At 60.6% G+C, this 14,267-nt stretch carries 13 protein-coding genes and 1 riboswitch; of the genes, 9 read left to right on the forward strand and 4 right to left on the reverse strand.

Annotated features, from left to right (window positions below; genetic code table 11):
* Positions 1–227 precede the first annotated feature (227 nt).
* Together CPY51_RS08015 and CPY51_RS08020 are read right to left on the reverse strand one after the other, a co-directional pair.
* Entirely contained in the window at positions 228–854 is a 627-nt protein-coding gene (locus CPY51_RS08015; RefSeq protein WP_111159746.1) for a ribonuclease D, read from the reverse strand.
* 106 nt (positions 855–960) lie between these two features.
* Entirely contained in the window at positions 961–1,779 is an 819-nt protein-coding gene (locus CPY51_RS08020; RefSeq protein WP_111159747.1) for a MerR family transcriptional regulator, read from the reverse strand.
* Between the two features lie 185 nt (positions 1,780–1,964).
* Here CPY51_RS08020 and CPY51_RS08025 point away from each other — a divergent pair, with 185 nt between their 5' ends.
* The gene (locus CPY51_RS08025) at positions 1,965–3,251 is read left to right on the forward strand and encodes a 4-aminobutyrate--2-oxoglutarate transaminase (protein ID WP_111159748.1); all 1,287 of its coding nucleotides are present in this window, start codon (positions 1,965–1,967) and stop codon (positions 3,249–3,251) included.
* 78 nt (positions 3,252–3,329) lie between these two features.
* The gene (locus tag CPY51_RS08030) at positions 3,330–4,808 is read left to right on the forward strand and encodes an NAD-dependent succinate-semialdehyde dehydrogenase (RefSeq protein ID WP_111159749.1); all 1,479 of its coding nucleotides are present in this window, start codon (positions 3,330–3,332) and stop codon (positions 4,806–4,808) included.
* A 42-nt stretch (positions 4,809–4,850) separates the two neighbouring features.
* On the opposite strand, the gene CPY51_RS08035 is transcribed toward CPY51_RS08030, so the two are convergent.
* The gene (locus CPY51_RS08035) at positions 4,851–5,624 is read right to left on the reverse strand and encodes a metallophosphoesterase family protein (RefSeq protein WP_111159750.1); all 774 of its coding nucleotides are present in this window, start codon (positions 5,622–5,624) and stop codon (positions 4,851–4,853) included.
* Positions 5,625–5,906: 282 nt separating this feature from the next.
* On the opposite strand from CPY51_RS08035, the gene copC reads away from it, so the two are divergent.
* The 7 genes from copC to thiD all read left to right on the forward strand — a co-directional run bounded on the left by copC (position 5,907) and on the right by thiD (position 13,490).
* Positions 5,907–6,272 (forward strand): copper homeostasis periplasmic binding protein CopC, encoded by a 366-nt coding sequence (gene copC / locus CPY51_RS08040; protein ID WP_111159751.1) that lies wholly within the window; start codon positions 5,907–5,909, stop codon positions 6,270–6,272.
* Complete coding sequence (copD, locus tag CPY51_RS08045) at positions 6,269–7,156, forward strand: copper homeostasis membrane protein CopD (RefSeq protein ID WP_244598523.1); 888 nt, start codon at positions 6,269–6,271, stop codon at positions 7,154–7,156. Before copC ends, copD begins: the two co-directional genes overlap by 4 nt.
* 199 nt (positions 7,157–7,355) lie before the next feature.
* Positions 7,356–8,531: an acetate/propionate family kinase gene (locus tag CPY51_RS08050; protein ID WP_111159752.1), complete on the forward strand. Its 1,176-nt coding sequence runs from the start codon at positions 7,356–7,358 to the stop codon at positions 8,529–8,531.
* A gap of 79 nt (positions 8,532–8,610) precedes the next feature.
* Entirely contained in the window at positions 8,611–11,019 is a 2,409-nt protein-coding gene (locus CPY51_RS08055; protein ID WP_111159753.1) for a phosphoketolase family protein, read from the forward strand.
* 91 nt (positions 11,020–11,110) lie between these two features.
* A riboswitch (TPP riboswitch) is annotated at positions 11,111–11,207 on the forward strand.
* Positions 11,208–11,257: 50 nt separating this feature from the next.
* Entirely contained in the window at positions 11,258–12,061 is an 804-nt protein-coding gene (gene thiM / locus CPY51_RS08060) for a hydroxyethylthiazole kinase (protein WP_111159754.1), read from the forward strand.
* Positions 12,058–12,693: a thiamine phosphate synthase gene (gene thiE, locus CPY51_RS08065; RefSeq protein ID WP_111159755.1), complete on the forward strand. Its 636-nt coding sequence runs from the start codon at positions 12,058–12,060 to the stop codon at positions 12,691–12,693. Before thiM ends, thiE begins: the two co-directional genes overlap by 4 nt.
* Positions 12,690–13,490, forward strand: coding sequence for a bifunctional hydroxymethylpyrimidine kinase/phosphomethylpyrimidine kinase (gene thiD, locus CPY51_RS08070; RefSeq protein ID WP_111159756.1), 801 nt, complete (start codon positions 12,690–12,692; stop codon positions 13,488–13,490). The genes thiE and thiD overlap by 4 nt, the downstream gene beginning before the upstream one ends.
* A gap of 70 nt (positions 13,491–13,560) precedes the next feature.
* Here thiD and CPY51_RS32245 read toward each other — a convergent pair whose 3' ends face one another.
* On the reverse strand, positions 13,561–13,869 hold the full coding sequence (locus tag CPY51_RS32245; RefSeq protein WP_195909470.1) for a hypothetical protein: 309 nt from the start codon (positions 13,867–13,869) through the stop codon (positions 13,561–13,563).
* Between the last annotated feature and the right edge of the window lie 398 nt (positions 13,870–14,267).

Below are 14,267 nucleotides of genomic sequence, written 5' to 3' on the forward strand. Positions count from 1 at the left end.
ATGCTCCTTTTCTCGCAATACGACGATGGAAGCGGAAGAGATTTGCCCCGCTTGCGCGGGGTGCATTCCAGAGCCGATATAGAACCAGGCAGCTCGGCGCCTCATGGCGCCTGTCGAATGCTTGTGCAAGCGGCTAGAATATGTCTCGTAGAGTTAACGAAGTGCTAACGAAAAAGCCGACGCCCGGTTTGGGCGTCGGCTTTCGCTCAAAGATTGGCGCCAAAAGCTCAGCTATGGGCGAAAATATCCGTCTCTTCCCATCCGAGCAGATCGAGCTTGGCCCGTGTCGGCAAGAAGGTGAAGCAAGCCTCGGCATGTGCCATACGGCCATCGCGGACCAGACGTTCCGTCAGCTTGTCGCGCAGCGCATGGAGATAGAGCACGTCGGAGGCGGCATATTCGAGCTGCGCCGGCGACAGGGTCGCTGCTGCCCAATCCGACGACTGCTGCGCCTTCGAGACATCAACATCAAGCATTTCCTTGAGGTTGTCCTTCAATCCGTGGCGGTCCGTGTAGGTCCGGCAAAGGCGCGAGGCGATCTTGGTGCAGAAAATCGATACCGTTGTCACATCAAACGCATTGAACAGCACGGCAATGTCGAAACGGCCATAGTGAAAGATCTTCTGGCGTGACGGATCGGCCAGCATGGCGACCAAGTTCGGCGCCTGCTTCTGGCCGGCGGCGATGCGGATGACATCCGCTGTGCCGTCCCCGGGCGAGAGCTGTACGACGCAAAGCCGATCGCGGCGGGGAACCAGTCCCAGCGTCTCGGTGTCGATTGCGATCGCCCCGGTATAGCGAGCGGCATCCGCGGCGGAAATATCGCCTTCGTGGTAACGTATGGTGGCGGCCATGAAACTCTCCAGTCTCGGTCTGTCAACAAATCTTCATTCGGCCCGCTATAGCGCAGAGATGCCGCCGACGATACAGCCGTAGCGTGGATTCCGAGCGACGCGAAGGTCAGAATGTCGGCGGCGTATTGATCCAGAGCAGGATCGTGTCGCCGTCGTGGCGGTTGCGCCATGAATGGGCTCGCCGACTTTTAAAATACAGCGAGTCTCCCGGGCCCAGGTCGAAGAACTGGTCGAAATCGAGCACAAGCTCCAACCGTCCCGCCAGCACGTGCAGGAACTCTTCGCCGTCGTGACTGTAGGCGCCTTCGCTTGTGGCGCCTGGCGCCAAAATGAAGCGGTGGCAGTCCATCATAACAGGACCTTCCGCCAGAAGCTGAACCGTCACGCCCGGCGTCGTTGCCGGCCATGCCCTCCATTCGCCCGAGCGCACCAGGACCGAGGCTTCCGGACGGTCCTCGCCCGAGAGGCGCGAGGCGGTGGTGCCGTAATAGTCTGCGATATCATGGAGCGTCTTGAAGCTGACGCCTTGCGATGTTCGCTCGAGGGTCGAGAGGCTCGAGGCGGTTATGCCAATATCTGTCGCCACCTGATCGAGCGTCTTGCCGGAGGCGTGACGGAGCGACCTGAGACGACGCCCGATTTCCGACGAGATGCCCGCTTCCGCCGCGTCCGCGGCAGGGTCTTGCAAATCCTCGGCTTCCAGCGCTTCGCGAATGGCCGCGGGATTGAGGCCGCGCTCTGCACGAAACCACGATATCCGCTTCAGCCGCGCGACGTCGTCGGCACTGTATTGTCTATGGCCCGTCACTGAGCGGAATGGGACGACGAGGCCCTGGCTTTCCCAGAGCCTGAGGGTCGAAGCTGACACACCCGCCAGGCGCGCCGCTTCCGCCACCTTGTAACGAACGGGTTCGGTGTCGTTCATCAGCCAATGTCCCTAATTGTCTTTTTCCATTCGTTAGCATGATTTCCGGCAATCGCCGAAGCTCGGCAAGAGCAAATGACACCATTACAAAATGTCGCTTGAAGTCTTGCAGGAAAAATGTAGGATTTTTATAATTTCCTACCACAATTCTGCAAGATAATTTGAAACATTCAAGGACTCATGCGATGCCGACGACCGCAACGACAATGACAGACCGCAAAAATGCCGCCATATCTCGCGGCGTCGGCATGACGACACAGATCTATGCCGATCGCGCCGAGAACTCCGAAATCTGGGACAAGGAAGGTCGTCGCTACATCGACTTTGCCGCAGGGATCGCAGTTCTGAATACCGGCCATCGTCACCCGCGCGTCATCGCCGCCGTCAAGGAACAGCTTGATCGGTTTACACATACCTGCCACCAGGTCGTGCCCTACGAGAACTACGTCCATCTGGCGGAGCGACTGAACGCGCTGACACCGGGCAATTTTGCGAAGAAGACGATCTTCGTCACGACGGGCGCGGAAGCCGTCGAGAATGCCGTGAAGATCGCTCGTGCGGCCACCGGTCGCTCGGCGATCATCGCCTTCGGCGGAGGCTTTCACGGCCGCACCTTCATGGGCATGGCGCTGACCGGCAAGGTCGTTCCCTACAAGGTCGGCTTTGGCCCGATGCCCGGCGACGTCTTCCACGCGCCATTTCCCGTGCCGATGCATGGAGTGACGGTCGAGCAATCATTGGCAGCCCTGAAGAAGCTGTTTGCTGCCGACGTTGACCCGCAGCGGGTCGCGGCGATCATCATTGAACCGGTGCAGGGCGAAGGCGGTTTCTATCCGGCGCCGGTGGCTTTCATGGCGTCCCTGCGCGAACTCTGCGACCAGCACGGAATCCTGCTCATAGCAGATGAGGTGCAAACCGGATTCGCCCGAACCGGCAAGATGTTTGGGATGGACCATCATGCCGTCGCGCCGGACCTGATGACAATGGCAAAGAGCCTTGCCGGCGGCTTTCCCCTTGCGGCCGTTACCGGGCGGGCCGAGATCATGGACGCGCCGGGTCCCGGGGGCCTCGGCGGCACCTACGGCGGCAACCCCATCGGCATCGCGGCAGCACACGCAGTGCTCGACGTGATTGCCGACGAAAACCTTTGCGATCGCGCCAATCAGCTGGGCAATCGGCTCAAGCAGCGTCTCGAGTCATTGCGCGAGCAAGTCCCCGAGATCGTCGATATCCGCGGGCCTGGTTTCATGAATGCCATCGAGTTCAACGATGCCGCAACGAAGTTGCCGAGCGCCGAGTTTGCCACGCGCGTGCGCCTCATCGCGCTTGAAAAGGGTCTGATCCTGCTCACCTGCGGCGTCTACGGCAATGTCATCCGGTTCCTGGCGCCGATCACCATCCAGGAAGGCGTATTCGGCGAGGCGCTCGACATTCTGGAGGCGGCCATGCTTCAGGCGAGCGCCGGTCGATAGCGACCGCACCACGGCCGAATTGAACCACCCCGCCCGGCCGCAACAGGCCGGGCCATCCATTCCCTTGGAGTTTACGTCATGCCATTCACAGAAGCCCTCACCCGCCACGTTGCATCGAGTGATTTCCTGCGCGACAGCGGCTACATCAACGGCAAATGGACGGCCGGTGCTGCCACCGGGCGCTTCGATGTGGTCAACCCGGCGACCGGCGAGGTGCTTGCCTCCCTGCCTGATATGGGCGCGGCAGAGACTGCCACCGCGATAGATGCAGCTTATGCCGCGCAGCCGGCCTGGGCAGCACTTCCCGCCAAGGATCGCAGCGCGGTCTTGAGAAGATGGTTCGACCTGATGGTCGCCAATGCGGATGCGCTCGCTGCAATCCTGACCGCGGAAATGGGCAAGCCGCTGGCCGAGGCGCGGGGCGAAATCCTCTACGCCGCCGCCTATATCGAATGGTATGCGGAAGAAGCAAAACGCATCTACGGGGAGACCATTCCCGCCGGCCAGACGGACAAGCGCATGCTCGTCATCAAGCAGCCGGTCGGCGTCGTCGGTACGATCACGCCATGGAACTTTCCGGCAGCGATGATCACCCGCAAGATCGCCCCGGCGCTTGCCGTCGGCTGCACTGTCGTCTCCAAGCCGGCAGAACAGACGCCGCTGACGGCAATCGCTCTTGCGGCCCTTGCCGAACGGGCCGGCATGCCTGCCGGCGTTTTCAACCTCATCGTCGGCGTCGACGGTCCTGCGATCGGCCGCGAACTTTGCGGCAACGCCAAGGTGCGCAAGATCAGCTTTACCGGCTCCACGGAGGTCGGACGCATCCTGATGCGCCAGTGCTCCGACCAAATCAAGAAAGTGAGCCTTGAGCTTGGCGGCAACGCGCCCTTCATCGTCTTTGACGACGCCGATCTCGATGCCGCTGTCGAGGGAGCCATCGCGTCCAAGTATCGCAACGCCGGCCAGACCTGCGTCTGCGCCAACCGCATCTATGTGCAATCCGGTGTCTACGATACCTTTGCCCGCAAGCTGGCCGCCAAGGTGGAGCAGCTTTCGGTGGGTAACGGCTTCAAGTCCGGCGTCGCAATCGGTCCGCTGATCGACGAGCAGGGCATCGCAAAGGTCGAGGAGCATGTGCGCGATGCAGTCGCCAAGGGCGCAAAGGTGGTGATCGGCGGCAATCGCATCGATGGTGCAGGCACCTTCTTCGCGCCGACGATCCTGACGGAGGTCGAACGGAGCATGACGGTCGCTCGCGAGGAGACTTTTGGGCCGGTTGCCCCGCTTTTCCGCTTCGAGACCGTTGAAGATGTGATCGCGCAGGCCAACGATACGGAATTCGGCCTTGCCGCGTATTTTTATGCCGGCGATATGAAGAAGGTCTGGCGTGTTGCCGAGGCGCTGGAATACGGCATGGTTGGGATAAACACCGGCCTGATGTCTTCCGAGACGGCGCCATTCGGCGGCATCAAGCAATCCGGCCTCGGCCGCGAAGGCTCGCGTCACGGCGCCGACGATTACCTGGAAATGAAATATCTCTGCATCGGCAATCTATAGCCGGCAATGCATCGGCCTTTCGGGGCCGATGCTCGCGCATATTCACGTTGAGGCAATGTGAACGCGGCCCTGCCACAGACGCGCTGCGCTCAACGTTCCCGAACGGAAGGCACCTGTGTCCAGGTTTAGCCGCTCCCCGTTGGCCGTGACCCGTTTCACCGGCGTGTGCCCGTGGACGACGAGCTTGGGCATTGGGTGCCTGCTGTCCAGAAACGGCGAGCGAATATATACCAGGTCCGCGTCCGACTGCTCGGCGAGCGGTCGCTCCGGATCGATGCCAGCGTGCACGAAAAGCGCGCTCGGCGTATCCAAGAGGATCGGAAGCCCACGGAGAAATTCGATATGGGCTGCGGGAAGCGACGATCGAATGAAGTCATCGAGCTTCTTTTCAGACGAATGCTGGCGCGAAAGATGCGCGACATCGAGGCCATAGGATTGGAGGGTCGCCTCCGCGCCCATCGGCAGCCAATCGGTGAGCGAAATCCGACCGTCGATATAATCAAGCATCGTGGTCTCGTGATTGCCGGTCAGGCAGATGCGATCGAAGCCCGGCGGTGGCGGCGCCATCAGCCTGCCGATGACCCGAGCAGATGCCGGGCCACGATCGACGAAATCGCCGAGCATGACGATCAGCTTCCGGCCGGGCAGGCGAGCGGCATCCGCTATGATCTTCTCTTCCAACGCAGCCAGCAGATCATGGCAGCCGTGAACGTCGCCGACAGCATAAGTCGGCGTTGATGACGTGTCGATAAACTCCCGCCGACGGGTCTGGTCGGTCCTGGCCCCGAACAGCCCTCGCGTCAGATTTCCCGCCATGAAACTCCTTTGGGCAAGCCCTATCGAGACCCGCTGCGCGCCAGCGCGATATCCCCTAGCCGATGCGATCTGTTATCAGATTTATTCAAAGGTGATAATTATTTGCGGCCGTTCGGGTAGCGAACCTTTATGAACCCAAAAACTTACGCGCTTATTGACTTGCGGCATAGCGTCACGACGACCCGACGTCGCCTCCCGGGTAATTGACAGTGTTGGGCACCGACCCTAACGACTTTGCTGCACCGTCGGTCTAATGTTACGTTCAAACCCAGGGAAACCCCCATGTTCAAGACACTCGTCAAGCTCGGAATGGCCGCCGTCGTTGTCACGGGCCTTTCAAGCCAGGCTTTTGCACACGCCCACCTCAAGTCCTCGACACCCGCAGACAAGAGTACGGTTACCGCACCGACCGAACTGGACCTGGCGTTCACGGAGGAACTGAACCTCAAGTTTACCGGCGTGAAGGTCACCGGTCCGAAGAAGGGCGTCGTCAAGACGGGTGATGCGATGCTGATGGACGGCAACGTCGGCCTGATGGTTCCGCTACCGGAAAAGCTCGAACCCGGTGCCTACACCGTCGAATGGCATGCGCTATCGGCTGACGGGCACAAAACCACCGGCGCCTACTCCTTCACCGTGAAACCTTGATCGATCTACAGACAGCGCTCGAGGCGTGCCGCTTCCTTCACAATGCATCGCTGATGTTTCTGTGGGGCACCTCTGCGTTTCTCTGCATCCTCGTTCCCCGGCCATTGGCGACCACCATCTGGCATGCTCTTGGTCGGGCGCTTGCAGTTGCGGCCGCTGTCGCCATTGCCACGACCATTCTTTCGTTGCCGCTCGAAGCCGGATCGATTGGCGATGGCTGGAACGGAGCTATTGATCCGGCTACCGTGCATGACGTTCTATTCGAGACGACCGTCGGGCAGGCATGGCAAGTGCAGGTGGTCGCTGCCGCCCTTCTGGCCATGGCCTTCCTGGCGCCCAAAAAGATGCGCATGGCATTGGTTGCCTTCGCATCTGGCTTCAGCCTTGCTTCACTAGCGCTCACCGGTCACGCATCGATGCATCAGGGCTGGCTGGAGCTTGTGCACCGCTCCAACGACGTGATCCACGTGCTCTCGAGCGGCGCGTGGGTCGGCGCACTGGTTCCCCTTGCTTCTGCCCTTGGACTGCTCGCCGACGATCGCTTCCGGGCCGATGCCCAGCTTGCACTACGGCGCTTTTCAAATGTCGGCCACGGGGCCGTCGCGCTGGTGATCGTTTCGGGGATATTCAATACACTTCTGGTCCTCCAACGCCTGCCCACTGACTGGTCATCGCCCTATCAGATGCTGCTCGCCGCAAAGATACTGCTTGTTTTCTCCATGATCGGGCTTGCGATCGCCAATCGCTATATCTTCGTACCCTGGATGGCGAAGTCGCCAACGCAGACGATCGAAGCGGTCAGGTTGGGCTGTGTTGCCGAGATCGTTCTCGGGCTTATTGTCCTCGCGCTTGTCGCGATCTTCGGCATCCTGGAGCCGGTCTGAGGCCGTCAACCCTCCGCGAAATTGATTGCGGCGGATCAAGCTTCGTACCGAACTTAGCCTATTTCATCGGAACCAGTTGGATTGGGGTTGCCCTCAGCTTCCGCACGCCTACCTTCGATAGGCGGATATCAGCAAGAGATACTTATCTTCTGGCCAGGCGGCTCGATTCTTGGGCGGCGATGGAAGGATCAGGCTTTCGATGAAAGATGAATTGCTCCTCACCTTCAACGCCGGCTCATCGACGGTCAAGATCGGGATATTTGCAAGGGGCAATGTGGGTGCGCGGCGCATCGGCAAGGGCATGATCGACTTTCGTAAACCGCCTCTGACGTTCCACTTGACCGAGGGGCCGAAGACCTTCGATGTGCCACTGGAAGCGAGCGATGAGGAAGACCTGCGCGAGGTACTGACGGAGGTCTTCGGCTGCCTCGCCGATCATTTCGACCTCGACTCCGTCAGCGCGGCGGGCCACCGCGTCGTACATGGCGGCGATGTCTTCACCGGACCCGCGAAGATCGACGACAACGTCATCGACGGGATTCAGGCGCTCGTTGCACTCGCGCCGTTGCATCAGCCCCAAAGCTTGCGGCTGATCACAGCGTTGCGCCATTTGAAGCCGTCGCTTGTCCAAACCGTGTCGTTCGACACCGCCTTTCACAGGACGAACGGCGATCTGGTCCGGCGCTTTGCCATTCCGCGCGCAATGCATGACGAAGGGATCAAGCGCTATGGTTTCCATGGACTCTCCTACAAGTTTATCGCCGGTGCGCTCGCTTCCAGGAAGCCCGATATTTCCCAGCGAAAGGTCGTGATCGCACATCTTGGCAGCGGCGCCAGCCTCTGCGGCATAGAGAATGGCGTCAGTCGCGACACCAGCATGGGATTTTCGACGCTGGACGGGATTCCAATGGCGACTCGATGTGGGGCGCTCGACCCAGGCGTCCTACTGCATCTCCTGAGTGAGAAGCAGCAATCGCCTGGAATGGTCGAAAATCTTCTTTATCATCAATCCGGGCTTCTCGGCGTATCCGGCATCAGCGCGGACAGCCGCGAGTTACTCGCGGACGGCAGACCGGAAGCCGGCGAAGCACTCGATCTCTTTGCCTTCCGCATTGCCGGAGAGACTGCACGGATTGCCAACACGCTTGGCGGGATCGACGCCGTGGTCTTTACCGCCGGGATAGGCGAGCACCAACCCGAGATCCGGACACGCGTCGCGAGGCATCTCGCATGGCTCGGCGTCGAACTCGATGCCGCCGCCAATGCCCGCAACGACGAAACGATCAGCACCACGCAGAGCCGCGTCGCCGTGCTGGTCGTACCGACAGACGAGGAACAGACCATCGTCGACGAAGCGCTTTCCGTCATTGGTTGACACCAATCAAAGACGGAGCCGTCGCAACCATATCCAGTCGTTGCCGATGCAACGCCAGAAGTGACCGAGGAGCCAGACAATGGAAGACATTTCCTCCACGCCGCGCACGAACACGCTCGATCGCGACCAACTCAGCCTCATCGACCGTTATTGGCGGGCGGCGAACTATCTCTCGGTGGGGCAGATCTATCTGCTCGACAACCCCCTGCTGCGCGAACCGCTGAAGCCCGAGAACATCAAGCCGCGGCTGCTTGGCCACTGGGGGACGACGCCGGGCCTGAACTTCATCTACGCCCACCTCAACCGGGTCATCAAGGCGCGCGATGCGGACGTGATCTATATCTGCGGGCCTGGCCACGGCGGACCGGGCATGGTGGCCAACACCTATCTCGAGGGGAGCTATAGCGAGCTCTATCCTGACATCTCATTCGACGGAGAGGGGATGCGCAAGCTGTTCCGACAGTTCTCCTTTCCCGGCGGGATTCCAAGCCATGCGGCGCCAGAAACGCCCGGCTCCATTCACGAGGGCGGCGAGCTCGGCTACGCGCTTGTGCATGCCTATGGTGCCGCTTTCGACAATCCTGATCTCGTCGTTGCTTGTGTCGTCGGGGACGGCGAAGCGGAAACGGGGCCACTGGCCGCCTCCTGGCATTCGAACAAGTTTCTCAACCCCATTCGTGACGGCGCCGTGCTGCCGATCCTTCATCTCAATGGCTACAAGATCGCCAACCCGACCATCCTTGCAAGGATGACCGATGAGGAGCTTTGGCACCTGTTCTCCGGCTATGGTTACGAGCCCTTCTTCATCGAAGGCAGCGATCCCGAGGATATGCACCAGAAGATGGCCGGCATCCTCGATTTCATCTTCGACCGTATCGGGGCAATCCAGAACGAGGCGCGTACCCAAGGGAAGATAACGGAACGCCCGCGCTGGCCGATGATCGTGCTGCGAAGCCCGAAGGGCTGGACGGGACCGAAGACCGTCGACGGTAAGAAGGTGGAGGGATTCTGGCGGGCGCACCAGGTACCGATCGCCAATGCCAGAGGCGACGCCGGCCACCTGAAGCTGCTCGAAGAATGGATGCGCAGCTACGATCCCCGGGATCTGTTCGACCAGGCCGGACGCCTTAAGCCTGAGCTCGCGGCCCTGGCGCCGGTCGGCGACCGCCGCATGGGCTCAAACCCTCATGCCAATGGCGGACGCCTGAAGCAGGAACTCATCCTCCCAGACATCCATGACTACGCCGTCGAGGTGACCAGCCCGGGCAAGACGCTCGGCGAATCGACCCGCGTCCTCGGAACCTTCCTGCGCGATGTCCTCAAACTGAACGAGGAGGCCGCAAACTTTCGGATTTTTGGGCCCGACGAGACGGAATCCAACCGGCTTGGCAGTGTGTTCGAGACAACTAACCGGGTCTGGATGTCCGAAATCAAACCTTATGATGAGCATCTGGCACATGAAGGCCGCGTGATGGAGGTGCTGAGCGAGCACCTTTGCCAGGGTTGGCTAGAGGGCTACTTGCTGACCGGTCGCCACGGCCTTTTCTCTTGCTACGAGGCGTTCATCCACATCGTCGATTCGATGTTCAATCAACATGCCAAGTGGATGAAAGTGTCGCGTGAACTTCCGTGGCGCAAGCCGGTTGCCTCACTCAACTACCTGCTGACCTCGCATGTGTGGCGGCAGGACCACAACGGTTTCAGCCATCAAGATCCCGGCTTCATCGATGTCGTCGCCAACAAGACTGCCGATGTGGTGCGGGTCTATCTGCCGCCGGACGCGAATTCGCTGCTTTGCGTCGGCGCGCACTGCTTACAGACCTACGACCGCATCAATGTCATCGTCGCCGGCAAGCAACCGGAACCGCAGTGGCTGACAATGAGCGAAGCCGCCGTCCATTTCAAAGCCGGTGCTAGTATCTGGGAATGGGCGGGAACTGAGGAGGGCGGCTTCGACCCCGATGTGATCATGGCCTGCGCCGGGGACGTGCCAACGATGGAGACGCTGGCCGCCGTCGATCTGTTGCGCCAGCACCTGCCGAACCTCAGAATCCGGGTGGTCAACGTCATCGACCTGATGACACTGCAATCCGACACCACCCATCCGCATGGATTTTCCGACGCCGGATTCGACGACCTGTTTACCACCGACTGCCCGGTCATCTTCGCCTATCACGGTTACCCCTATCTCATTCACAGGCTGACCTACAGGCGCTCGAACCATCACAACATCCATGTTCGCGGCTTCATCGACCAAGGTACGACGACGACGCCTTTCGACATGGTTGTCCTGAATGAGCTTGATCGCTATCACCTTGCGATCGAGGCGATCGAGCGCATACCCGGCCTGAAGAAAATGGCCGAAACGGCCATCAAAGACTTCCGCGCGAAACTGGACGAACACCGGCGCTATGTCCGCCAGTATGGCGAGGATATGCCGGAAATCCGCGACTGGCAGTGGCCTTATGAGAAAAAGGCATCGGCATAGGATCAAACCGTGGACGCTCCGAATCTATCTTCAACGTTATTGTCGCGACGACGATTAGCAGGTGACATGATCGCCTTTCTCTGCGAAAACTGCTCGTAGACAGGGGCGTCCGTCGAGAGACGGGCTGAGATGTACCCTTTGAACCTGAACCAGATCATGCTGGCGGAGGGAGTCGCATCGGGCTTTCGCACACAACGTGCTCTTGCTCTTCGCGCTTGCCCCGTCTGAAAGGGGCATAATGACCACCGCGATTTCAACTGGAGGCATGCTCGCTTCGATGCGGCAAACCGCGCCGCTCGTCCATTGCATCACCAATTTCGTTGCCATGAACATCGCGGCTAACGTTCTATTAGCCGCCGGCGCGTCGCCGGCCATGGTCCATGCGGACGAGGAGGCTGGCGAATTTGCGTCGATCGCCGGGGCGCTCACCATCAACATCGGCACGCTCTCGACAGATTGGCTGGCCGGAATGCAGTCTGCAGCTGTTGCCGCTGCAAAGGCAGGCAAGCCGTGGGTGCTCGATCCGGTCGCGCATTATGCGACGGCATTCCGGCGAGCCGCCACCGCAGAGCTCCTCGCGCTGCGACCGACGATCGTTCGGGCCAATGCCTCCGAGATCATCGCGCTCGGAGGACGGCAGAGCCGCGGCCAAGGCGTCGACAGCCGGGATACGGTCGAGCAGGCTGAGGATTCGGCGATCGAGCTGGCGCGGCGCCATGATATGGTCGTGGCAGTGACCGGCGTGGTGGATTTCGTCACGGATGGAAACAGGTCTGCGCGCATCGCCGGCGGCTCGGCCCTGATGCCGCAGGTGACAGCGCTCGGCTGCTCTCTGACCTGCCTCGTCGGTGCCTTTGCCGCGACCAATCCGCAGGCACCGTTTGAAGCGACGACAGCAGCGCTGGCCACTTTCGCCGTTGCCGGCGAACAGGCGGCGCTCCACGCAGCCGGTCCAGGGTCCTTCGCGTGGCGCTTTGTCGACGCCTTGGCTGCATTGGATCCCTCCACGCTCGACCTCAAGGCGCGAGTGACAGCCGCATGAAGACGTTCGACCTATCGCTCTATCTGGTCCTCGATCCTGAACTCTGCTCCGACATAGGCATGATCGAGACGGCCCGCGCAGCCGTTGCGGGCGGCGCCACCATGGTGCAGCTCCGCGACAAAGGCGCAGACACCGCGAGCCTGATCGAAACCGGACGAGCACTGAAGACGATGCTGGCCGGAAGCGGTGCGCTGTTGATCGTCAATGACGACGTCAATGCCGCGGTCGCGATCGGTGCCGATGGTTTGCATATCGGGCAAGACGACATCGACGTCTCTACGGCTCGCTTGATGATCGGACCGGACATGATCCTTGGGCTATCGGTGGAGACCGAAGCCCTTGCCGCCGCGATAAACCCAGCGCTGGTTGACTATGCCGGCGCCGGCCCCGTCTTCGCGACGCCGACCAAACCGGATCACAAGCAACCAATCGGCTATGAGGGCCTTGCAAGGCTGGTTGCATTGGCTCCTGTACCGACCGTCGCCATTGGCGGACTGAAGGCAGAGCACGTCGAGGCCGTGCTTGGGACCGGCGCGGGGGGCCTGGCTGTTGTCTCCGCCATTTGCGGAACTGCGGATCCCGAAACCGCTGCCACTAGGATTTGCCTTGATATCAAGAGGTTTCGGCTGTGATCAGGAATGTTCTTTCAATTGCGGGATCCGATCCGTCCGGCGGCGCCGGTATTCAGGCGGATCTAAAGACGTTCGCGGCGTGCGGCGTCTATGGCATGGCAGCCCTCACCGCGTTGACGGCTCAGAATACGCAAGGGGTCTCGGCTGTTCACCTGGTTCCCCCTGAGTTCGTGGCGCAGCAGATCAAGGCTGTATTCGCCGACATTCGGGTGGATGCCGTCAAGATAGGCATGATAGCCAATGCGGGGATAGCCGAGGCCGTGGCCGATGCGCTGGCGCCGTACCGCGGAGTCCCTGTGGTTCTCGATCCTGTGATGATCGCCAAGGGTGGAGCTCCCCTGCTTACCCCGGAAGCCGTCGACACGCTGGTGAGCAAGCTACTGCCGATCGCGACATTTCTGACGCCGAACCTGCTCGAAGCTGCAGCCCTTCTGAAAACGCCCCTAGCTGAAAGTCGTCTGGTGATGGCCGACCAAGCCATGCGCCTTCGCTCCCTCGGCGCGTCGCATGTGCTTATCAAGGGTGGCCATCTCCGCGGCGAAGAGAGCCCTGATATCCTCGCCTCGGAGGAAGGATTGAGCTGGTTCGAGGGGGAGCGCATTGCGACCGTGAACACCCACGGCACCGGCTGCACCCTGTCGAGCGCGATAGCCTCAGAACTTGCCAAGGGCGCTTCGCCCCAGGAAGCCGTCAAGGCCGCCAAACGCTATCTCACCGCCGCGATCACGGCTGCCAATCTGTTATCGGTTGGATCCGGCCATGGGCCGGTGCAGCATTTCCACGCACTCTGGAATTAAGCCGACGGAAAGAGGAGCGGGCACCGCCCTTCCGACAGGCGGTATCGCCACATGTACCGCGTTGGGCGGGCTAAGGTTGGCAGGCCCGTTCCAGGTAGGAATCATCATCGTCGCAGTGTGTCAAAGACGCGTGCTGCAGGTGTTCGGACTGAAAAGCGCTTGCAGTCTGGCGGGATAAGGCGGAACCGCCCTGATTGAACAGCCCCATACCTGCGAGAAGCACGACCGCCGCCACCACCACGACAATCTCCCCGAGCGAAAGCCGATGGGCGGAAACATGCTCCCGGTACTCCTTTTCGCCCGCGCCATCTGGATCGCCGAAGCGATCGTGGGCTCGACTGTCGCGATGGGATGTATTCAAGAAATCACAATTTGTCATATCGTCCACTCCTTCCGGCCGGGTCAAATTAATACCGGCCTAGAATTCCAGTCTGATCTGATCGCGCGCCAAAGCCCGTGATCATCGCATGCGTCTCGTCTTGGCATGTGGGTTCGGGAGTGCGTTGGTTTAAGGACCAGATCTACAAACGCAGTGTTCGTAGATGGGTGCTAATTCGCCTCAAGACGCGGTCTCTGTTGCGCTTGGATGCCCAAGGCTTCGATGCACTTTTGCTACGGTGTGGGGTATGCGGGCCGTTGGCCTATCGCACCCCCCGAACGACAAAAAGCCCGCTTGTCTTGCGACATTGCGGGCTTTTGGGTTTGTTTTGGTTTGGTTGCGGGGGCAGGATTTGAACCTGCGGCCTTCAGGTTATGAGCCTGACGAGCTACCGGGCT

It is taken from the genome of Arminella tubonensis, assembly GCF_003240585.1.
Taxonomy (GTDB): Bacteria; Pseudomonadota; Alphaproteobacteria; order Rhizobiales; family Rhizobiaceae; genus Rhizobium; species Rhizobium tubonense.